The organism is Xenorhabdus budapestensis (assembly GCF_002632465.1).
In the GTDB taxonomy this organism is placed as follows: domain Bacteria; phylum Pseudomonadota; class Gammaproteobacteria; order Enterobacterales; family Enterobacteriaceae; genus Xenorhabdus; species Xenorhabdus budapestensis.
The window spans coordinates 472,662-493,568 of the sequence record NZ_NIBS01000001.1 but is presented as its reverse complement, the minus strand read 5'-3'; the positions used below and the strand labels follow the sequence as shown (position 1 = coordinate 493,568).

The 20,907-nt window shown below is 44.0% G+C and carries 18 protein-coding genes and 1 pseudogene; 6 read left to right on the top strand and 13 right to left on the bottom strand.

Annotated elements, in window-relative coordinates; genetic code table 11:
• Positions 1–152: 152 nt before the first annotated feature.
• From sucD to sdhC, 8 genes are all read right to left on the bottom strand, one after another.
• Positions 153–1,028 carry a succinate--CoA ligase subunit alpha gene (gene sucD, locus Xbud_RS02245; protein WP_099134523.1) on the bottom strand — a complete coding sequence of 292 codons (876 nt, stop codon included), beginning with the start codon at positions 1,026–1,028 and terminating at the stop codon, positions 153–155.
• Positions 1,028–2,194: an ADP-forming succinate--CoA ligase subunit beta gene (gene sucC, locus Xbud_RS02240; RefSeq protein ID WP_099134522.1), complete on the bottom strand. Its 1,167-nt coding sequence runs from the start codon at positions 2,192–2,194 to the stop codon at positions 1,028–1,030. Before sucC ends, sucD begins: the two co-directional genes overlap by 1 nt.
• Before the next feature lie 173 nt (positions 2,195–2,367).
• Positions 2,368–3,576, bottom strand: coding sequence for a 2-oxoglutarate dehydrogenase complex dihydrolipoyllysine-residue succinyltransferase (gene odhB / locus Xbud_RS02235; protein WP_099134521.1), 1,209 nt, complete (start codon positions 3,574–3,576; stop codon positions 2,368–2,370).
• A gap of 14 nt (positions 3,577–3,590) precedes the next feature.
• Positions 3,591–6,398 (bottom strand): 2-oxoglutarate dehydrogenase E1 component, encoded by a 2,808-nt coding sequence (sucA, locus tag Xbud_RS02230; protein ID WP_099134520.1) that lies wholly within the window; start codon positions 6,396–6,398, stop codon positions 3,591–3,593.
• 367 nt (positions 6,399–6,765) lie between these two features.
• Positions 6,766–7,482 carry a succinate dehydrogenase iron-sulfur subunit gene (locus Xbud_RS02225; RefSeq protein ID WP_099134519.1) on the bottom strand — a complete coding sequence of 239 codons (717 nt, stop codon included), beginning with the start codon at positions 7,480–7,482 and terminating at the stop codon, positions 6,766–6,768.
• Between the two features lie 37 nt (positions 7,483–7,519).
• Positions 7,520–9,286 carry a succinate dehydrogenase flavoprotein subunit gene (gene sdhA / locus Xbud_RS02220; RefSeq protein ID WP_099134518.1) on the bottom strand — a complete coding sequence of 589 codons (1,767 nt, stop codon included), beginning with the start codon at positions 9,284–9,286 and terminating at the stop codon, positions 7,520–7,522.
• Positions 9,287–9,634 (bottom strand): succinate dehydrogenase membrane anchor subunit, encoded by a 348-nt coding sequence (sdhD, locus tag Xbud_RS02215; protein ID WP_099134517.1) that lies wholly within the window; start codon positions 9,632–9,634, stop codon positions 9,287–9,289.
• Positions 9,628–10,017, bottom strand: a complete 390-nt coding sequence (sdhC, locus tag Xbud_RS02210) for a succinate dehydrogenase cytochrome b556 subunit (RefSeq protein WP_099134614.1) — start codon at positions 10,015–10,017, stop codon at positions 9,628–9,630. The genes sdhD and sdhC overlap by 7 nt, the downstream gene beginning before the upstream one ends.
• 622 nt (positions 10,018–10,639) lie before the next feature.
• On the opposite strand from sdhC, the gene Xbud_RS02205 reads away from it, so the two are divergent.
• On the top strand, positions 10,640–11,923 hold the full coding sequence (locus tag Xbud_RS02205) for a citrate synthase (protein WP_099134516.1): 1,284 nt from the start codon (positions 10,640–10,642) through the stop codon (positions 11,921–11,923).
• A 230-nt stretch (positions 11,924–12,153) separates the two neighbouring features.
• Here the strand turns inward: Xbud_RS02205 and Xbud_RS02200 are convergent, their stop codons facing one another.
• The gene (locus Xbud_RS02200) at positions 12,154–12,915 is read right to left on the bottom strand and encodes an AraC family transcriptional regulator (RefSeq protein ID WP_099134515.1); all 762 of its coding nucleotides are present in this window, start codon (positions 12,913–12,915) and stop codon (positions 12,154–12,156) included.
• A gap of 122 nt (positions 12,916–13,037) precedes the next feature.
• Here Xbud_RS02200 and Xbud_RS02195 point away from each other — a divergent pair, with 122 nt between their 5' ends.
• On the top strand, positions 13,038–14,189 hold the full coding sequence (locus Xbud_RS02195) for a multidrug effflux MFS transporter (RefSeq protein WP_099134514.1): 1,152 nt from the start codon (positions 13,038–13,040) through the stop codon (positions 14,187–14,189).
• A 20-nt stretch (positions 14,190–14,209) separates the two neighbouring features.
• On the opposite strand, the gene Xbud_RS02190 is transcribed toward Xbud_RS02195, so the two are convergent.
• From Xbud_RS02190 to Xbud_RS02175, 4 genes and pseudogenes are all read right to left on the bottom strand, one after another.
• The gene (locus tag Xbud_RS02190) at positions 14,210–14,509 is read right to left on the bottom strand and encodes a helix-turn-helix domain-containing protein (protein WP_099134513.1); all 300 of its coding nucleotides are present in this window, start codon (positions 14,507–14,509) and stop codon (positions 14,210–14,212) included.
• Positions 14,506–14,697 (bottom strand): annotated as a pseudogene (locus tag Xbud_RS02185) (type II toxin-antitoxin system RelE/ParE family toxin); the annotation flags it as partial. The gene Xbud_RS02190 and the pseudogene Xbud_RS02185, both read right to left, overlap by 4 nt.
• Positions 14,698–14,789: 92 nt before the next feature.
• Positions 14,790–15,533, bottom strand: coding sequence for a type 2 GTP cyclohydrolase I (locus Xbud_RS02180; RefSeq protein ID WP_099134511.1), 744 nt, complete (start codon positions 15,531–15,533; stop codon positions 14,790–14,792).
• A 246-nt stretch (positions 15,534–15,779) separates the two neighbouring features.
• Positions 15,780–15,989 carry a YbfA family protein gene (locus tag Xbud_RS02175; protein ID WP_099134510.1) on the bottom strand — a complete coding sequence of 70 codons (210 nt, stop codon included), beginning with the start codon at positions 15,987–15,989 and terminating at the stop codon, positions 15,780–15,782.
• Positions 15,990–16,339: 350 nt separating this feature from the next.
• Here Xbud_RS02175 and kdpF point away from each other — a divergent pair, with 350 nt between their 5' ends.
• From kdpF to kdpC, 4 genes are all read left to right on the top strand, one after another.
• Positions 16,340–16,432, top strand: a complete 93-nt coding sequence (gene kdpF / locus Xbud_RS02170; protein WP_099134509.1) for a K(+)-transporting ATPase subunit F — start codon at positions 16,340–16,342, stop codon at positions 16,430–16,432.
• Complete coding sequence (gene kdpA / locus Xbud_RS02165; protein WP_099134508.1) at positions 16,433–18,139, top strand: potassium-transporting ATPase subunit KdpA; 1,707 nt, start codon at positions 16,433–16,435, stop codon at positions 18,137–18,139. It abuts the gene before it with no gap.
• A 32-nt stretch (positions 18,140–18,171) separates the two neighbouring features.
• The gene (kdpB, locus tag Xbud_RS02160; RefSeq protein WP_099134507.1) at positions 18,172–20,238 is read left to right on the top strand and encodes a potassium-transporting ATPase subunit KdpB; all 2,067 of its coding nucleotides are present in this window, start codon (positions 18,172–18,174) and stop codon (positions 20,236–20,238) included.
• Between the two features lie 87 nt (positions 20,239–20,325).
• Entirely contained in the window at positions 20,326–20,907 is a 582-nt protein-coding gene (kdpC, locus tag Xbud_RS02155; protein ID WP_099134506.1) for a potassium-transporting ATPase subunit KdpC, read from the top strand.

Here is a 20,907-nt window from a genome sequence, read left to right as displayed (position 1 = left end):
CTGGTAACAAACTGAGGAAGTATTTAGCATGAGCGTCCTACGGGCAAAGCCCCACAGGAACGATCACCACCTCCATAGGAGGTGGTTTAAGAGTGACAATAAAAAGGCTGCTTCAAAGCAGCCTTTTTCTATAAAAATAACTTATTTAGTGACTATTTGCTGGCCAATAAACCCTTAACTGCATCGCCTATGTCAGCAAGGCTGCGGACAGTCTTCACTCCCGCGGATTCCAATGCTGCGAATTTTTCATCCGCCGTACCTTTACCACCTGCAATAATCGCCCCTGCATGCCCCATTCGCTTACCTTTAGGTGCTGTTACACCAGCGATGTAAGCCACAACAGGTTTAGTAACATGCTCTTTGATATACGCAGCCGCTTCTTCTTCTGCTGTACCACCAATTTCACCAATCATGACAATAGCTTCAGTCTGTGGATCTTCCTGGAACAGTTTCAGAATATCAATAAAATTTGAACCCGGGATTGGATCACCGCCGATACCAACACAAGTGGATTGACCTAATCCTGCGTCAGTTGTCTGCTTCACAGCCTCGTAAGTCAAAGTCCCTGAACGAGACACAATACCCACTTTACCTGCCTTATGAATATGACCGGGCATAATACCGATCTTACATTCATCCGGAGTAATAACACCCGGACAGTTAGGGCCGATCATACGAACGCCAGCCTGATCCAGTTTTACCTTAACTGCCAGCATATCCAGCGTTGGGATGCCTTCAGTAATGGTAATGATCAGTTTAATACCTGCATCAATAGCCTCCAGAATAGAGTCTTTACAGAATGGCGCTGGCACATAAATAACAGAAGCTGTCGCTCCTGTTGTTTCAACTGCTTCGCGGACGGTATTAAAAACAGGCAGACCAAGATGTTGCGTGCCACCTTTACCTGGCGTCACACCGCCAACCATTTGAGTACCGTAAGCGATCGCTTGTTCTGAATGAAAAGTACCCTGACTGCCAGTGAAACCCTGACAAATCACTTTGGTGTTTTTATCAATTAAAATAGACATTATTTGTTCCCCGCTGCTGCGACTGCCTGTTTAGCTGCGTCTGTTAAACTGGTTGCTGCAATAATATTCAAACCACTATCAGCCAGTTTCTTCGCACCCAGTTCAGCATTATTCCCTTCCAAACGAACGACTACAGGTACGTGAACACCCACTTCTTCCACCGCACCAATAATACCGTCAGCAATCAGGTCACAACGGACGATCCCACCAAAGATATTTACCAAGACAGCTTTCACATTTTCATCCGACAGGATAATTTTGAACGCTTCAGTAACACGCTCTTTTGTCGCACCACCGCCCACATCAAGGAAGTTAGCTGGTGCGCCACCATGCAGCTTGACAATGTCCATAGTTCCCATCGCCAAACCAGCACCATTTACCATACAACCAATGTTGCCATCCAACGCAACATAATTCAGTTCCCATTGTGCAGCCTGAGCTTCACGTGGATCTTCCTGTGAAGGGTCGTGCATTTCACGTAGTTCAGCTTGACGGAACATAGCATTACCGTCCGCACCTAACTTCCCATCCAGACAGACAAGATCACCTTGAGTTGTAATAACCAACGGATTAATTTCGACTAGAGCCAGGTCACGTTCAAGGAAAAGGTTTGCCAATCCCAGGAAAATTTTAGTGAATTGGTTGACTTGTTTACCAGTCAGACCCAGCTTGAACGCCAGTTCACGGCCTTGGTAGGACATAGGGCCAGCCAGTGGATCGATGATTGCTTTATGAATCAGTTCGGGCGTTTCTTCCGCCACTTTTTCTATTTCGACGCCACCTTCGGTAGAGGCCATGAACACTACACGACGTGTACCACGGTCAACAACGGCACCAAGATACAGCTCCTTGGCAATATCGGTAGCCCCTTCTACCAGGATTTGATGGACAGGTTGCCCCTGTACATCTGTCTGGTAAGTTACCAGTCGTTTACCCAGCCACTGTTCAGCAAAAGCACGGATATCCTCCTTGCTATTGACGACTTTCACGCCCCCGGCTTTACCGCGACCGCCAGCATGAACCTGACATTTAACGACCCAAGGGCCTGCACCAATCTTGGATGCTGCTTCTTCTGCTTCGCGCGGTGTAGTGCAGGCATAACCAGCAGGCGCTGGTAAGCCATACCGTGCAAAAAGTTGTTTTGCCTGATACTCGTGTAAATTCATGATGTTCTATCCATAATTTAATCTAAGAAAGGTAAACTATCTTCTATTTTGTTGCTCTGGATATGACCAGCCCGAAGGCTGGCCGCATAATTTATTACATCAGCACTTTTTACATCAACATCGTTTTACTTCAGACTGGGCGGAATTTAACACCCTCCACCCTGATGGTGATGCTATACATCCAGCAACAAACGTGTTGGATCTTCCAGCATTTCTTTGATAGTCACCAGGAAACCTACAGACTCACGTCCGTCAATCAGGCGATGGTCATAAGACAGAGCCAGATACATCATCGGAAGGATCTCAACCTGACCATTTACTGCCATTGGGCGATCTTTAATAGCATGCATGCCAAGGATCGCACTTTGTGGTGGGTTAATTATCGGAGTAGACATCAAGGAGCCAAAAACACCACCATTGGTAATAGTGAAATTACCGCCAGTGAGTTCTTCAACGGTCAATTTGCCGTCACGGCCTTTAATAGCCAGCTCTTTGATGTTTTTCTCAATATCAGCCATGCCTAATGCATCTGCATCACGCAGTACTGGCGTCACCAAACCACGAGGTGTGGATACCGCAATGCTGATATCAAAATAGTTGTGGTAAACCACGTCTGTGCCATCAATAGAAGCATTAACTTCTGGATAACGTTTCAATGCTTCAACAACGGCTTTCACATAGAAAGACATAAAACCCAGACGGACACCGTGACGTTTTTCAAACTCATCACCGTATTGCTTACGCAATTCCTGAATTGGCTTCATATTGACTTCGTTAAAAGTCGTCAGCATTGCAGTGTTGTTTTTCGCTTCGAGCAGACGTTCTGCAATACGCTTACGCAACCGAGTCATTGGTACGCGTTTTTCACTGCGGTGTGGTAGCTGAGATGGTTGAGCCGCTGGAGCAGATTTAGCACTCTCTTTTTTATTCGCAGCAATATATTTTTCTACATCTTCGCGCACAATACGGCCACCTACACCACTGCCTTTAATTGCAGTAGGATCTAAATCATGCTCTGCAATCAAACGACGAACTGCCGGGCTCAGTGCATCATTGCTTTCTTCTTCCAAAGAAGCTGTCTGGCGTTGTGCTGGTGTTGCTTCTGTTTGTTCTTTCATCACAGCAGGCATACCAGTACTGTCACTCAGGCTAATGCGGCCAAGCAGTTGCTTAGACAGTACAGTGGCTCCTTCTTCTTCCAGAATAGATTCCAGAACACCCGCTTCACTTGCTGGTACTTCTAAAATCACTTTGTCTGTTTCGATTTCAACCAGAATGTCATCACGCTCTACGGTATCACCTGGTTTTTTATGCCATGTCGCAACAGTGGCATCCGCAACAGATTCAGGAAGGTCTGGAACCAGAATTTCTACGCTACTCATTTTCTATCCTTTATTTATTCAACGTTCAGTGCGTCATTAACCAGAGCTTGCTGTTGCTGCTGGTGAACAGATGTATAGCCCACAGCCGAGGAAGCAGAAGCCGGACGCCCTGCATAACGTAAAGAAGCCCCAAATGGGATCGCTTCACGGAAATTATGTTGACTGCAATACCAAGCCCCTTGGTTCAATGGCTCTTCCTGACACCAGACAAAATCATGAACATGTGCATACTGCTCAAGTAAAGTCTGCATGTCCTGACGCGGGAATGGATACAGTTGTTCAATACGCACAATGGCGACGTCGGTCTGCTCGTTCTTACGACGTTGTTCCAGCAGATCGTAATAAACTTTACCGGAGCAAAGTACAACGCGTTTCACACCTTTTGGATCCAACGCATCAACTTCACCAATCACTGTTTCAAATTTACCATTAGCCAGTTCATCTAGGCTGGATACTGCCAATGGATGACGCAGCAACGACTTAGGTGACATGACTATCAGGGGACGACGCATACCACGCAGTGCCTGACGACGCAGCATGTGGTAAACCTGAGCCGGAGTTGATGGCACACAAACCTGCATGTTCTGTTCTGCACACAATTGCAGGTAACGTTCCAGACGTGCTGATGAGTGCTCAGGGCCTTGTCCTTCGTAGCCATGTGGCAACAACATGACCAGGCCACACATACGACCCCATTTTTGCTCACCAGAACTGATGAACTGATCAATCACAACCTGCGCTACGTTGGCAAAATCACCAAACTGGGCTTCCCAGATAGTTAATGTACGAGGCTCTGTCGTTGCATAACCATATTCAAATGCCAGTACAGCTTCTTCTGACAGGACTGAATCCCATACGTTAAATATACCCTGACCGTTGTGAACATTTGCCAGAGGGACATAAACAGAAGCATTAGCCTGATTGTGGACAACAGCATGGCGGTGGAAGAATGTGCCACGGCCAGCGTCTTCACCAGACAAACGAACTGGAATACCTTCATCAACCAAGGTTGCATAAGCCAGTGTTTCCGCTCCACCCCAGTCAAACATTTTGTTGCCGTTGACCATGTCTGCACGATCAGCGTAGATTTTTGCAACACGAGAGTGCATTTCCACTTCGGCAGGAATGGTACTAATGCGTTTACCAAGATCTTGCAGACGCTTCATATCCATTTTATGTGGATACTCTTCATCCCATTCGTGATTCAGGTAAGGTTCCCATGTAAACGAATGCAATCCCATTGGGCGCCATTCATCTACAACACATTCACCATGATCCAGTACATCACGATATAAGTTAACCATTTCAGTCACATCGTTAGGCGACAACAGACCTTCTGCGATGAGTTTGTCCGCATAGATCTTACGTGGAGTCGGATGCTTCTTGATTTTCTGATACATCAGTGGCTGAGTTGCACTTGGCTCATCAGCTTCGTTATGACCGTGACGACGGTAACAAACCAGATCAATCATCACGTCACGTTTAAAGGTATTACGGAAATCCAGAGCCAGGCGGGTAACAAAGGCAACAGCTTCCGGGTCATCAGCATTAACGTGGAAAATCGGTGCCTGAACCATTTTCACAACATCAGTACAATATTGTGTTGAACGGGCATCTTTCGGGTTGGAAGTAGTAAAACCAATCTGGTTGTTAACCACAATGCGAACAGTGCCACCAACTTCATAACCGCGAGCCTGAGACATGTTCAGTGTTTCCTGAACAATCCCCTGCCCTGTTACTGCTGCGTCACCATGAATGGTTACCGGCAACACCATGTTGCTCTGGCCTTCATCAAGACGGTCACGGCGAGCACGTACTGAACCAATAACTACAGGACTGACAATTTCAAGGTGAGATGGGTTGAATGCCAACGCTAAATGTACTAAACCACCTTCGGTTTCGAAATCAGAGGAAAAACCCTGATGATACTTCACATCACCTGTTCCGAGATGTTCTTTATGTTTCCCGGCAAATTCATCAAACAGATCGGCAGGTTTTTTACCTAAGATATTAATAAGAACATTGAGGCGACCACGGTGAGCCATGCCAAGTACAACTTCGCGTGTATCTTGCTTACCTGCATGACGGATCAAGTCCTTCAGCATTGGAACCAGTGCATCACCGCCTTCCAGAGAAAAACGTTTCGCCCCTGGAAATTTAGCCCCCAGATAACGCTCCAGACCTTCTGCCGCAGTTAACTCCGCCAGAAAGCGACGTTTTTCATCTGCACTGAATTGTGAACTGACAGAGACAGATTCCAGGCGCTGCTGGATCCAGCGCTTTTCTTCTGTATTGGTGATATGCATATATTCCGCACCAATAGAGCCGCAATAAATGCGCTTCAGTACGTCATACAAATCCGCCAATTTCATTGTCTCTTTGCCGCTAGCAAATGAGCCTACATTAAACGTTTCTTCAAAATCTGCTTTTGTTAAATTATGGAAAGCAGGATCAAGATCCGGTACAGGTTCCTGTTTCCATAATCCCAATGGATCAAGATTCGCATGTTGATGACCGCGGAAGCGGAATGCGTTGATAAGCTGCAAAACCTTAACTTGTTTTGCATCCATTGCTGGATCGCTGACTGAAGTGTGGTAACGAGTGGCATCCTTTGCCAGACGACGGAAGTAATCACGTGTCTGTGAGTGAAGTTGTTCCCCGTGAAGTCCTGCATCCGGTAATTGTTGGAAAATTTCTCTCCAACCTGCATCAACAGAATTAGGATCGGTTATATAGTCTTCATAGATTTGCTCTATGTAAGACTGGTTTGCACCAGCCAGAAAGCTTGAATCCAGCCAGTCCTTCATTGCACCGTTCTGCATTGTGATCCCTTAAGCTTTAAAAGCTTTAGTTTTCGCCGTGGTTAACAAATACCGCTTTATTAATAAGCGGTGTTGATAAAAGGTTCATTTGGACGTGCTTAATGCATGTTCTTTATTTAGGTTATTCTACCCTTCAAGGAACCTTTAAAAACTGAGAGGCAGTTTTTAAAGGTTCCTTATTCCAATAACATGCGCCGTCATTAGCAGCAGGCAATTTATCATCTTTCATTCTTTATGCCCTCCACTGGCTTGATATTTATTTCAAAATTGTGGAGGGCAACCTTATATGCATTATTTACACACAATTTATGTGTTATTTATGCACTATCTATACATTGTCGGTATATTTAATTAGGTAATATTTTAATTAAGCACTATGTCTTAACAACATCGACTTAATATGCCCAATCGCCTTTGTCGGGTTAAGGCCTTTAGGACACACACTGACGCAGTTCATGATCCCATGACAACGAAAGACACTGAAAGCATCATTCAATCCATCCAATCGGGATGAAGTTTCAGTATCACGGCTATCAATCAGAAAACGATATGCGGCTAAAAGACCTGCTGGCCCAATAAATTTATCCGGGTTCCACCAGAATGACGGGCATGACGTCGAACAACAGGCACACAGGATACATTCATAAAGACCATCCAATTTTGCGCGCTGTTCTGGTGATTGCAGATGTTCACGCGCAGGTGGATTTTTACCGTCATTAAGCAAATAAGGACGGATTTTCTCATATTGCGCGTAAAACTGCCCCATATCAACAACCAGGTCACGAATAACGGGTAAACCAGGCAGCGGACGAATAACAATCTTCTTGTTACCACGGCATAATGCTGAAACAGGAGTAATACAAGCCAGCCCGTTTCTACCATTCATATTCAGACCGTCAGAACCACATACACCTTCACGGCACGAACGGCGGAATGACAACGTTGGATCTTGTTCTTTCAACTGGATAAGTGCATCCAGCAGCATCATGTCACGCCCTTCTTCAGCTTCCAGCATGTAATCCTGCATACGGGGTGCGTTGTCTACATCCGGATTATAACGATAAATTGAGAATTCAAGTTTCATAATCTATTTCTCCGCAACTGGAACATCAGCAACGCAACTAGTAAGAACGCACTTTCGGCGGGAAGGCTTCACGCAATTTTGGCTGCATGTTAACTTCACGACGGGTCATGCTCTCAGTCTGCGGTAAATACAAGCTATGGCACAGCCAATTTGCATCATCACGCTCTGGATAATCGAAACGGCTATGCGCTCCACGACTTTCTGTACGGAAATTTGCAGCCACAGCAGTCGAATAAGCGGTTTCCATCAGGTTATCCAATTCCAGACATTCAATACGCTGGGTATTGAACTCTGATGATGTATCATCCAAACGGGCATTTTGTAGGCGCTCACGGATGACTTTCAATTCATCTAATCCTCTCGCCATCGCATCACCTTCACGGAATACAGAGAAGTTGTGCTGCATACAAGCCTGCAATGCTTTACGGATTTCAACCGGATCTTCGCCTGAACGGGTATTGTTCCAACGGTTCAGACGTTGCAGTGCTGCATCAACATCAGACTCGCTGGCATCACGGCTGGTTCCTTGTTCCATCAAACACTCTTTCAAGTGCAAACCAGCAGAACGGCCAAAGACCACCAAATCCAGTAATGAATTACCACCTAAACGGTTCGCACCATGAACAGATACACAAGCGATTTCACCCACAGCAAATAAGCCCGGAATGATAACATCTTCGCCTTTCTCATTAATAGTCAGTGCCTGACCAGTAATTTTAGTTGGAATTCCACCCATCATATAGTGGCAGGTTGGGATCACCGGAATCGGTTCTTTTACAGGGTCTACGTGGGCAAAAGTACGGGATAGTTCAAGGATACCCGGCAGGCGGGATTCTAGAACCTCTTTACCCAAATGATCCAGCTTCAATTTCACGTGAGGTCCCCATGGGCCTTCACAACCGCGACCTTCACGAATTTCGATCATCATAGACCGTGCAACCACATCGCGACCAGCCAGATCTTTAGCATTTGGTGCATAACGCTCCATAAAGCGTTCACCATCTTTATTCAGCAGATAACCACCTTCACCACGGCAGCCTTCTGTCACCAATACACCAGCACCCGCAATTCCTGTCGGATGGAATTGCCACATTTCCATATCCTGAACAGGAACACCAGCACGCAACGCCATACCAACACCATCACCAGTATTGATATGCGCATTAGTTGTAGATTGAAAAATACGGCCTGCACCGCCTGTTGCGAGAATAGTTGCCTTGGCTTTGAAATAGACGACTTCACCTGTTTCAATACAGATGGCTGTACAGCCAACAGTAGCACCATCTTGGTTTTTTACCAGATCCAGAGAATACCACTCAGAGAAAATGGTCGTGTGGTTCTTCAGGTTTTGCTGATACAGGGTATGAAGTAATGCGTGACCAGTACGGTCAGCAGCAGCAGCTGTGCGGGCAGCTTGCTCACCGCCAAAATTTCTGGATTGCCCACCAAATGGACGCTGATAGATACTTCCATCATCCAGGCGTGAGAATGGCAACCCCATGTGTTCCAGTTCCAAAATCGCTTCAGGGCCAGTTTTACACATATATTCGATGGCATCCTGGTCACCGATATAGTCGGAACCTTTCACGGTGTCATACATATGCCATTCCCAGTTATCATCATGAGAGTTGCCCAGAGCAACGGTAATGCCACCCTGTGCTGAAACTGTATGGGAGCGGGTCGGGAAAACCTTAGAAATCAGGGCACAAGATAAGCCCATTTGTGAAATTTGCAGTGCAGCACGCATACCTGCGCCACCAGCACCAATAACAACAGCGTCAAACTCTCTTACTGGCAGTTTCATTTATGCACCCCACACAACAATTGTTCCGTAAATCAAATAAGCCAGCAGCGCAACAATAATCACCAGTTGCAACACCAGACGCAGTGCCAGTGGCTTCACATAATCTGTCAGCACCTGCCACATTCCGATCCATGCGTGGACCAGAATAGAAATCAGTGCCAATATGGTGAACACTTTAGTGAGAGATGAAGAAAAAAAACCGCTCCAGACTTCATAAGTGATGTCTGACGTTGTTGCTACAAAACCAACAAGATAAAGAACATATAAAACAATAACGATTGCAGATGCACGTAACAACAGCCAGTCCTGAATACCCGTGCGCCCCAATGCGGATGCGTTGCTTACCATATTAATACCCCAGCCAGAATAGACAGAATAACTGCGATCACTATTGCCAATTTGGCAGAAGTTTTACCAGTAGCAAGGCTCTCTTCCAAAAAGCCAAAATCCATCAAAACATGGCGGATCCCACCACAGATGTGGTAACCCAATGCCGTTAATATCCCCCACAGGATAAATTTGGCGAAAAAGCCAGTCATAATTTCAGATGCATGCTGGAAGCCCTCTTGCGAAGACAGTGACATACCCAGCAACCACAACAGAATGCCGACTGCTATAAAGGTGATGACGCCTGAGATACGGTGCAAGATCGAAGCTATCGCGGACACGGGTTGATTTATCGTCCGCAAATCGAGGTTGACAGGTCTTTGTTTTTTCACAATTTTGCCCACACAGCTTTTTTTATTTTCCATCCTCCGGCCCTGGGTGGGAATCAGACAGCGTTAAGAGGATACAAAGACACAACATAATTAATTTAACAATCCTTACTGTTCATCAAACGTTGTGATTTGATTACGCTGGGTGCTCCTACATCAGGTATCCGGAGACCTTAACGCAGTATAAGTACTTCACATTGTTATTACAATTCCCACACAATATGATTATTAACATTTAGCTTGAACAGTGAGTAAGATCACACTTCAAACATTTATCATAAAAACCATTATCTTGTTTGACAAAGATTAAACATTTATCTTACATATATGGCGGTGCATATTATTCACCGTCGTTTTGCGATGAAAAAGTAAACTTCACGAAAAACACGAGCTTTGTAAAAGTATCGTTATGACACAAAATGGTAACATTTTATGTTAAGAATACTTTAGATATGACATCCAGAAACTTTTTAACAACCTGAAAACGATTGTCGTCCGTAAATGAGATTTCAGCATTAAATGTATACAGCCTGATTTTTAATTCTCTCCGGTAGCACAATGCCGTCGGCACAGTAAAAAATTGCGCCTATCTGAAGGTTGTTAGGGGTTATAAAAAATAAGCGCTAAGGAGATGTAAATGGCTGATAAAAAGGCTACGTTGACCATAAATGGTTCAGCTGCTATCGAACTAGACGTACTAACGCCAACCCTAGGTTCTGAAGTGATTGACGTTCGTACCCTCGGCTCAAAAGGCTTCTATACCTACGATCCCGGTTTCACTTCCACTGCCTCTTGTGAGTCGAAAATCACCTATATTGATGGCAACGAAGGCATTTTGCTGCACCGTGGTTTTCCCATCGATCAGCTCGCAACGAAATCAAACTATCTGGAAGTTTGTTATATTCTGCTGTACGGGGAACCACCAACACCCGAAGAATACGAAAAATTCAAAAAAACTGTGACTCGTCATACGATGATCCACGAGCAGATTACCCGCCTGTTTCACGGTTTCCGTCGTGATTCTCATCCTATGGCTGTACTTTGTGGTGTGACTGGCGCTCTTGCGGCTTTCTATCACGATGCAGTGGATGTTCATAATCCTCAACACCGCGAAATCACTGCATATCGTCTGCTATCCAAAATGCCAACTGTGGCAGCAATGTGTTACAAATACTCCATTGGTCAACCTTTCGTTTATCCTCGTAATGATCTTTCTTATGCCGGTAACTTCCTGTATATGATGTTCTCAACGCCTTGTGAGGAATATAAGGTCAATCCGGTGTTGGAAAAAGCAATGGATCGCATTTTTATTCTACATGCGGATCATGAACAGAATGCTTCGACTTCAACAGTACGTACCGCGGGTTCTTCTGGTGCGAATCCATTCGTCTGCATCGCTGCGGGAATTGCATCATTGTGGGGACCTGCACATGGTGGCGCAAATGAAGCTTGTCTGCGTATGCTGGAAGAGATCCAGACTGTCGATCACATTCCTGAATTTGTCGCCCGCGCCAAAGATAAAAATGACTCTTTCCGCCTGATGGGCTTTGGTCATCGCATCTATAAAAACTATGATCCACGTGCTACTGTGATGCGTGAAACCTGTCATGAAGTACTGGATGAACTTGGTCTGAATGACAGTTTGTTGGAAGTTGCCATGGAGCTGGAACGTATTGCCCTGAGCGATCCGTACTTTATTGAGAAAAAACTGTATCCGAATGTCGATTTCTATTCTGGTATTATTCTGAAAGCAATGGGGATTCCATCCTCCATGTTTACCGTAATCTTTGCCATTGCCCGTACAATTGGCTGGATTGCACACTGGAATGAAATGCATGACGATGGTTTGAAGATCGCTCGTCCTCGCCAGCTTTACACTGGTCATACTAAGCGCGACTTCACGAGTAAGATTAAAAAATAATCTAACAAACTTACTGACACACTTCATATTCTGAAGCGTGTATATACTGCACCTTACCTGCCAATCCACCACAATTGGCTTGCCATCTGATAGTAGGGTGCAGTATCCGCTACGTGATACCCATTATTATTTCAATAAAAGGGACTGCTTATGATCCTTCCTAAAAAGCTTTCTATTGGTGAAACTATTGGTTTTTTCTCCTCTTCATCCCCTGCAACTGCTTTTGCCCCTTAGCCTGCCATATACTCACGTGGCGGCTTTCCGATGATTTTGCGAAAGAACGTGACAAAAGCACTGTCATTGGCAAACCCCAACTCCTGAGCCACATAAGATATCGTCTTACCCTGTGCCAATAATTCAATTGACTTAATCAACCGCCATTGTTGCCGCCATTGTTGATAACTCATTCCCGTTTCACGCTGAAATATGCGGGTAATCGTTTTTTCACTGGCACCAATATAAGTAGCCATTTCCTGTAGTGGAGGAGGTAATTGCTCAAACAACAAACGAGCCAAACGACGATCAAGAGGCAAAGGCAATAACGTTGGCTCTCGGTGTGCCGCACACATTTCATCAAAAAGCACTGCCAATAAATGTGCGTCTTTTCCCTGATTCCAGTCAGTATCAAAAGGCGATATTGCAATACGTTCCAAAACTGCCTGTAGCAATGGTGTAGCTTCCAGTACTTCACTCCTGTCAGGTATCCAATCCACCTCAGAAACATCAAGATAGATAGAACGATATCCAACAGAACCACGCATTTCCGCCCGATGTAATGTTCTTGGCGGGATCCATGCCACTCTGGTCGGAGGTAAAACAGAAATCTGATTAGCCAAAGTGATCTTGATACAACCCCGCTGAGTAAACAATAGCTGACCCATAACATGTTGATGAAAACCAGAGTCGTGCTGTCCCATCTCTGCCGCAATGCCTACTACAGGTACATTCAAACTGTCAGGATCAAAATGATCACTTTGCCTCAACCATGCCATATTAGCTCCCGTTAAATTAATGTCTGATTATATAAATTTATTGTCTTTATTATCATAACTAGACAGCTATCAGAATGCTAACCTTCTGGTCATCACTCATTAACGATCAGAAGAAAAATACCATGCAAGTTAAACCATCACTTTGGCTCGCTATTGCTTTAATGATGTTTCCTCAAATTGTGGAAACTATCTATAGCCCTGCCCTAACCAATATTGCCAATAGCTTTGCCGTCAATGCAGAACAAGCCTCGCAAACCTTGTCACTCTACTTTTTCGCCTTTGCTATTGGTTTCGTCGTATGGGGTCGCATGTGTGATGTTATTGGCAGACGTCCTACCATTATTGCCGGGTTATTACTCTATGGTCTGGCTTGTGTTATAGCTCTATTAACAGAGCACTTCTGGTTACTACTGTGCGCCAGAATGTTATCCGCTTTCGGAGCAGCGGTCGGCTCAATCGGGACACAAACTATCATGCGCGATAGTTACCGTGGTGAAGAACTGACACGTGTTTTCTCCATTATGGGCATTGCTTTGGCGGCCAGTCCTGCCATTGGTATGATCAGCGGCTCTGCACTGAATCATTTTGGCGGTTATCAGGCCGTATTCGCAGGATTGACTATTTTGGCTGCTATTTTGACCAGTTGGTCTGTTATTCGCTTACCAGAAACACACCCGGTAACTGTAACAAAAGTTGCGCTATCTGATACCGCCAGCGTGATGTTGAAAGATATTGCCATTTGGCGAAGTGTATTTCTCATCGCTTTATTCAATGTTTGTCTATTCAGCTACTATCAACTGGCTCCTTTCCGTTTTGCACAATTCGGATTATCACCAGAGCTTTTCGGTTATACCGGACTACTCTTCACACTCGGTGCTGGGGTGGGTTCAGTATTTAATAAACAATTTTTAAAAAAGAAATGGACAACTAAAAAAATCATATCCCTTGCGGCATGGCTTGTCTTATTAAGTGGGATTGGTGTTTATCTGCTTGAAAATAGTTGGCTGTTTATTTTCCCTATGTTGGGTATTGTGATTGCTTACGGCCTTGCAATTCCCAATATTTTAGCCTCTGCCTTAAATCGCTATACAGATAGATTGGGCACAGCAGGCGCCTTGTTAGGGTTATTTTACTATTTGCTGTTAGGGGCTGGCCTAGCTCTTGCTGGTTGGAGTCAAGCGTTAGGTAATATTCTAATTTATTGTGGATTAATCACAGTGTTTCTATCCTTGCCGGGTATTACACCCAACAAGAACAATAACCTTAAAGGTTAGTGCAAGTATTCAACTATCTGCTAAATATGGAAAATTTTTCCATTACCAGTTGGGAGTTCTACAGTTAAGCTCAACTTACCTCCCATCGCTTCAACATAACGTTTTAGTGTAACTAACTTTATATCATTACCCCGTTGTTCTATTTGAGTAATGGCTGGTTGGCTGATACCTAAACTGTTAGCCAATTTTTGCTGAGAAATATTTAACTCTTCCCTCAACAGTTGTAATCCAGTTTCTAAAACTAGCTCATCAGCCATTTGTTTTATCTCTGCTTGATCTTCTTCCAAAAATTCTTGAATTTTCTCTTTGAGAGTTTTCATTTCTTACCCTCCAAATTAGCTAAATGTGCTTCATATTCCGCATCAGCAATCGCGATCATTTCTTTGTAAAAACGTTTATCATTTGTGGCTTTATCACCTGCACACAGGGCAATAGCCTGCCTTAAAGGATCAAAAGCAAAAAGCGCTCTGATAGGTCTTCCTTTACATTGGATCCTTAATTCTTTCATATACAATCCACACGATAACCTCATAAGCCATAACTTATAATAGCATTATATAAGTCATGACTTATATATCAATGGTTATGCATTGTAAGACATCAAGCCGGATTAGGAATATCAATAAAAGTGACATTCAACCCATGATGATTCGCCAGCCATTCACCAAGCGTTTTGATGCCATAGCGCTCGGTGGCATGGTGCCCTGCCGAATAAAAATGTAACCCCATTTCACGGGCAACATGAATGGTCTTTTCGGATACCTCACCAGTAACAAAAGCATCAACACCAAATTCAGCAGCTTGCTCAATAAAACTTTGTCCGCCACCTGTACACCATGCGATAGTGCGGATCTCTTCCCGTGCGTTATCACCACAATGCAGTACCTTGCGCTCCAGTCTTTTTTCAAGGCGTTCGGTCAATTCTACCGGAGTAATAGGTTGATCAAATGCACCATGAGGAAGTAAGGGATCAATCGTTCCTATGATTTTCACACCCATCTGACGTGCTAACTGAACATTATTGCCTAATGTAGGATGAGCATCCAGCGGGAGATGGTAACCGTACAGGTTAATGTCATTACAGAGTAAAGTTTGTAAACGACGGCGTTTCATGCCTCGGATAACAGGCGATTCATTCTTCCAAAAATATCCATGATGTACGATGACAGCATCAGCTTCCAGACGAACAGCTTCATCCAGTAGAGCCTGACATGCTGTCACGCCCGTTATAACCCGTTGAATATGACGGCGTCCTTCCACCTGCAATCCATTAGGGGCATAATCCTGAAACTCACGAACATTCAGTTCCATATTGAGTACATGCTCTAATTCAACATTATTCATTACACACCCCTTATTATTTAGTTTTTTCACCATAGAAAACGTACCTATTCTTCGCTTACCCAAAGTGATATATATATGTATTAAGTAACGACATCAGTAGTAATAAGTAAGAAGAGCAAAACACCCTGCCAGCATAAGTTGGCAAGGTGTCAGAATACTACATTTAATACTATATTCAGAAGGCTATATTAGTCAGAAAACATTATGCAGAAAAAACGAAGAACAGCCAGTCACCGAGTAGAAGATTCAGGGAATTAACGTGTCAGAGGCAATTTCTGCACGTTCTAACCATACGGGTTTATCACTTGTTTTTACCCATACTTTGTGCAAGTAGCTGTAAAAACGGGCACGGTTTCGGCTAAATAACATAACAGGAAGCGCAGTGACGCCTAATGCGACAGCGCCAACACGCCGCAAGAGAACCTGATGCCGGGAATATTCACGATATGTAGACATAAAGACCCTCCTTAAATGGGCAATACCTGTAAGACATATTAAATTTTACTTGATGAAATGAAATTTTACTACTGATCAGACCACTTTTTTAGTGCTTAAAATCACTATTTTTTTGTCGGTACGTAATTTAATTACAAAAAAAACTTAAACAGAAACAAAACCAACATTTTAAAAACATAAAATTAACTCATTGGAATTTGCTAAACTAAACTTATTCTTTATAACGACGAATCAATCAAATTTATTTATATTTTAATTTTACAGGCTCTCTTTATTTAATCACTTCTTTGTATGGTCACTTTTATTCTCAACCGTCTGTTGTTATTAAGAAGTAAACAAGGAGATAAGCAGTGAATAAATTACTCATTATCGTTGGCGCTATCCTGCTAGTGCTATTACTGTTCTATTTGATTTATGCGTTATTAAATGCGGAGGATTTCTAAATGGAAGCCTCTCCTTTTCTGCTGATAGCCACTTTCTTATTATTTCTATTTATATTAAGTAAACCTCTTGGAAATTTTATCGCTAACCTAATTGAAGGAGAATTATCTCACTGGATTACAAATACAGAAATAATCTTATGGCGCTGTTGTGGTTTACAAAAACCCGGTAATAGCTTCAAAGAAATGAACTGGTGGCAATATACATTTGCCATTATTATATTCAACGTTGCAGGCCTGTTGTTATTATTTATCCTGCTGATAAGTCAAAAATATCTGCCACTCAATCCACAACATTTTGCGGGAATGAAATGGGATTTGGCACTCAATACAGCAATTAGCTTTATCACTAATACTAACTGGCAAGCCTACAGTGGCGAAAACACCCTCAGTTATCTGAGCCAGATGGCAGGATTAACCGTGCAAAACTTCTTGTCAGCTGCGACAGGTATTGCCATTGCGTTTACCTTAATACGAGCATTTTCCCGTCAGGGTATAAAAACTCTAGGGAATGCGTGGGTTGATATCACCCGTATTACTCTATATTTACTGCTACCTCTGGCGATCATTTTTGCTCTTATCTTTGCCAGCCAAGGTGTGATTCAAAATTTCTCTCCCTATGTTGCAGTCCATACCCTTGAAGGACAGCAACAATTACTCCCTATGGGGCCGGTAGCTTCTCAGGAAGCTATCAAATTACTGGGAACAAATGGCGGAGGTGTATTTGGAGCAAATTCAGCTCATCCTTTTGAAAACCCAAATGCCATCAGTAACTTTGTACAAATGCTTGCAATTTTTCTGATCCCCAGTGCCTTGTGTTTCGCATTTGGTCTGGTTGTTGGAGATAATCGCCAGGGGTATGCCTTACTCTGGGCAATGAGCATTATTTTCATCATTTCTGTATCTGTTGTGATGTACGCTGAAACTGTGGGTAATCCCCACTTCATGCAATTAGGAGTCAGCAGCAATATCAATATGGAAGGAAAGGAAAACCGCTTTGGTATTCTTGTTTCCTCCCTTTACAGCATAATCACGACAGCGGCCTCTTGTGGAGCAGTCAATGCAATGCATGATTCTTTCACGGCATTAGGGGGCATGATACCACTCTGGTTAATGCAAATTGGCGAAGTCGTATTTGGTGGTGTAGGCGCCGGGCTCTATGGCATGTTGCTATTTGTTCTGTTAGCCGTTTTTATTGCGGGCTTGATGATAGGTCGTGCTCCTGAATATTTGGGCAAGAAAATTGATGTTCATGAAATGAAAATGGTCGCTCTTGCAATTCTGGTTACCCCCTCTCTTATCTTGCTAGGAACTGCGCTGTCAGTTTCGTTTGATGCGGGACGAGCTGCCGTAACCAATCCCGGAGCGCACGGTTTCACAGAAATACTTTATGCTGTCACATCTGCGGCAAATAATAACGGTAGTGCTTTTGCTGGCCTGGAAGCCAATAACCTGTTTTACAATCTGCTCTTAGGAATAGTGATGTTTCTTGGGCGTTTTGGTGTCATTCTGCCTGTACTATCCATCGCTGGTTCCATGAGTAGTAAAAAACGCCAGCCGATCAGTAACGGTACGCTACCGACGCATAGTGCCTTATTCATTGGTTTACTAATTTTGGTCATCTTATTGGTTGGAGCACTCACTTTCATTCCCGCATTGGCTCTTGGCCCTATTGCTGAGCATTTACAACTTTGGCAACTATCACGTTAGGTGAAGTTGTGAGATAAATTGTGAGATAAGTAATGAGAAATAAAAAACAGGCATTGTTTGAATCCGATCTCATTCGCCAAGCGATTATCGATTCAATAAAAAAATGTCATCCGGCCATTCAGTGGCACAATCCGGTCATGTTTGTCGTTTATCTTGGTAGCTGCCTGACTACCTTGTTATGGCTCGGTATATTAATCGGTCAGACAGAAGGCAATGCACTTTTTACTGGATCAATTGCTTTATGGTTATGGTTCACTGTACTGTTTGCCAATTTTGCTGAAGCGCTGGCAGAAGGACGCAGTCAGGCTCAGGCTTCCAGCCTGAAAGGTGTAAAACAAACGACCTGGGCCACCAGACTTTCCACGCCCAGTCGCAACGCTACAAAAGAGAAAGTCACTTCAGATAGTTTACGCAAAGGAGATATTGTACTGATAGAAGCGGGTGAAATTATCCCCTGTGATGGAGAAGTCATTGAAGGCGGTGCTTCTGTTAATGAAAGTGCTATTACAGGGGAATCAGCCCCGGTGATCCGGGAATCAGGAGGAGATTTTGCTTCCGTAACGGGAGGAACCCAAGTGTTATCAGATTGGCTAATCATAGAATGTTCTGTCAATCCGGGAGAAACCTTCCTTGACAGGATGATCTCAATGGTTGAAGGAGCCAAACGGCGAAAAACACCGAACGAAATTGCTCTCTCGATTCTACTTACTGCTCTCACCATAATTTTCCTGCTAACCTGTGCCAGTTTACTCCCTTTTTCCTTATTCAGTGTTGAAGCCAACCATTCCGGTGCCCCCATTACAATCACAGTGGTGATCGCGCTGTTAGTTTGTTTAATTCCCACCACCATTGGCGGATTGCTTTCTGCTATCGGTGTTGCAGGTATGAGTCGCATGTTGGAAGCTAATGTCATTGCTACCAGCGGGCGTGCCATTGAAGCCGCAGGCGATGTAGATGTTCTGTTGCTGGATAAAACCGGCACAATCACATTAGGCAACCGTCAGGCATCTCAGTTTTTGCCTGCTCCCGGTGTGACGGAACAACAACTGGCTGATGCTGCACAACTTTCCTCACTTGCCGATGAAACACCTGAAGGACGCAGCATCGTGATTCTGGCAAAACAGCGTTTTAATATGCGTGAACGTGACCTGCGTGCCTTAAACGCTACGTTTATTCCTTTTTCTGCCATGACCCGCATGAGTGGGGTCAACATTAACGACCGCATGATCCGCAAGGGAGCAGTTGATGCTATCCGCCGCCATATTGAAGCTAACCGTAGTCAATTTCCTGAAGCTATTAATCTACTGGTACAGCAAGTAGCAAGCAAAGGTGGTACGCCACTGGTTGTTGCCGAAAATCAGCGGGTTTTGGGAGTCGTTGCCCTAAAAGATATTATCAAAGGGGGTATTAAAGAGCGTTTCAATGAAATGCGTAGGATGGGGATCAAGACTGTCATGATCACCGGCGATAATCATCTGACCGCTGCCGCCATCGCCGCAGAAGCGGGAGTTGATGATTTTCTCGCAGAAGCTACTCCCGAAGCAAAACTGACGTTGATCCGCCAATATCAATCTGAAGGGCGTTTGGTTGCAATGACCGGTGATGGTACAAACGATGCTCCCGCTCTGGCTCAGGCTGATGTTGCCGTTGCCATGAATTCAGGTACTCAGGCTGCAAAAGAGGCTGGCAATATGGTGGACTTGGATTCTAATCCCACCAAATTAATTGAAGTGGTACGTATCGGTAAACAAATGCTGATGACCCGAGGTTCTTTGACCACATTTAGTATCGCCAATGACATTGCCAAATATTTTGCCATTATTCCTGCCGCATTTTCCGTCACTTATCCGCAGCTTAATACTCTGAACATCATGCACCTCCATTCACCCCAATCGGCAGTACTGTCGGCGGTGATTTTCAATGCGATCATCATTATCTTTTTACTGCCATTGGCTCTGAAAGGTGTCAGCTATCGTCCGATGAATGCACTGTCGCTCCTGCGACGCAATTTATGGCTATATGGTCTTGGTGGTTTGCTTATGCCTTTTGCGGGTATCAAACTTATCGACATGCTAGTCACTGCACTCGGTTTTAAATAACACGAATTCTGAATAGAACAATTTCCAGATAATACAGATTTCAAATCATTAGGTTCTAGAATTTAACTATCAAGTAAGGTGACAAAAATGATTTGGTTACGTTCTTCCATTGTTTTGTTGATATTTCTTACCCTGATCACCGGTATAGCTTATCCGCTACTGATCACCGGGATTTCAGCAACATTATTTCACCATAAGGCTACCGGCTCATTGATTGAACAGAATGGAAAATTTATCGGTTCTGAATTAATCGGACAGGAATTCACTAAAGCCGCCTATTTTCATGGGCGTCCTTCCATGACCGCTCTACAGCCCTATAATGCGCTATCATCCGGGGGAAGCAATCTGTCACCAACTAACCCAATTTTATTTCATAAAATACAACAACAGATTATTAAAATTCGTTTATTTAACTACCCGGAAAACCAACCAATTCCGGTCGATTTAGTGACAGCATCCGGCAGTGGACTTGATCCTCATATCTCACCCGAAGCAGCCGAATTCCAGGCACAGCGCATCGCCACGGCCCGCCACATACCAATAAATGTAATTAATAAACTGATTCAGGAAAATACAACTTCTCCACTGCCGAACTACCTTGGTCAACCTGTAGTCAATGTTCTGAAACTTAATCTGGCATTAGATAACTTGCGAGCACAAGGCCAATAA

Excerpts from the sequence above, each read along its gene's own strand:
- sdhD (WP_099134517.1), bottom strand. The coding sequence starts at position 9,634 with ATGGTAAGCAACGCATCCGCATTGGGGCGCACGGGTATTCAGGACTGG.
- Xbud_RS02200 (WP_099134515.1), bottom strand. The coding sequence starts at position 12,915 with ATGGCATGGTTGAGGCAAAGTGATCATTTTGATCCTGACAGTTTGAAT.
- Xbud_RS02225 (WP_099134519.1), bottom strand. The coding sequence starts at position 7,482 with ATGAAACTTGAATTCTCAATTTATCGTTATAATCCGGATGTAGACAAC.
- sucC (WP_099134522.1), bottom strand. The coding sequence starts at position 2,194 with ATGAATTTACACGAGTATCAGGCAAAACAACTTTTTGCACGGTATGGC.
- Xbud_RS02195 (WP_099134514.1), top strand. The coding sequence starts at position 13,038 with ATGCAAGTTAAACCATCACTTTGGCTCGCTATTGCTTTAATGATGTTT.
- sucD (WP_099134523.1), bottom strand. The coding sequence starts at position 1,028 with ATGTCTATTTTAATTGATAAAAACACCAAAGTGATTTGTCAGGGTTTC.
- sucA (WP_099134520.1), bottom strand. The coding sequence starts at position 6,398 with ATGCAGAACGGTGCAATGAAGGACTGGCTGGATTCAAGCTTTCTGGCT.
- Xbud_RS02205 (WP_099134516.1), top strand. The coding sequence starts at position 10,640 with ATGGCTGATAAAAAGGCTACGTTGACCATAAATGGTTCAGCTGCTATC.
- Xbud_RS02175 (WP_099134510.1), bottom strand. The coding sequence starts at position 15,989 with ATGTCTACATATCGTGAATATTCCCGGCATCAGGTTCTCTTGCGGCGT.
- odhB (WP_099134521.1), bottom strand. The coding sequence starts at position 3,576 with ATGAGTAGCGTAGAAATTCTGGTTCCAGACCTTCCTGAATCTGTTGCG.
- Xbud_RS02190 (WP_099134513.1), bottom strand. The coding sequence starts at position 14,509 with ATGAAAACTCTCAAAGAGAAAATTCAAGAATTTTTGGAAGAAGATCAA.
- sdhA (WP_099134518.1), bottom strand. The coding sequence starts at position 9,286 with ATGAAACTGCCAGTAAGAGAGTTTGACGCTGTTGTTATTGGTGCTGGT.
- kdpA (WP_099134508.1), top strand. The coding sequence starts at position 16,433 with ATGGAAGCCTCTCCTTTTCTGCTGATAGCCACTTTCTTATTATTTCTA.
- Xbud_RS02180 (WP_099134511.1), bottom strand. The coding sequence starts at position 15,533 with ATGAATAATGTTGAATTAGAGCATGTACTCAATATGGAACTGAATGTT.
- kdpB (WP_099134507.1), top strand. The coding sequence starts at position 18,172 with ATGAGAAATAAAAAACAGGCATTGTTTGAATCCGATCTCATTCGCCAA.
- kdpC (WP_099134506.1), top strand. The coding sequence starts at position 20,326 with ATGATTTGGTTACGTTCTTCCATTGTTTTGTTGATATTTCTTACCCTG.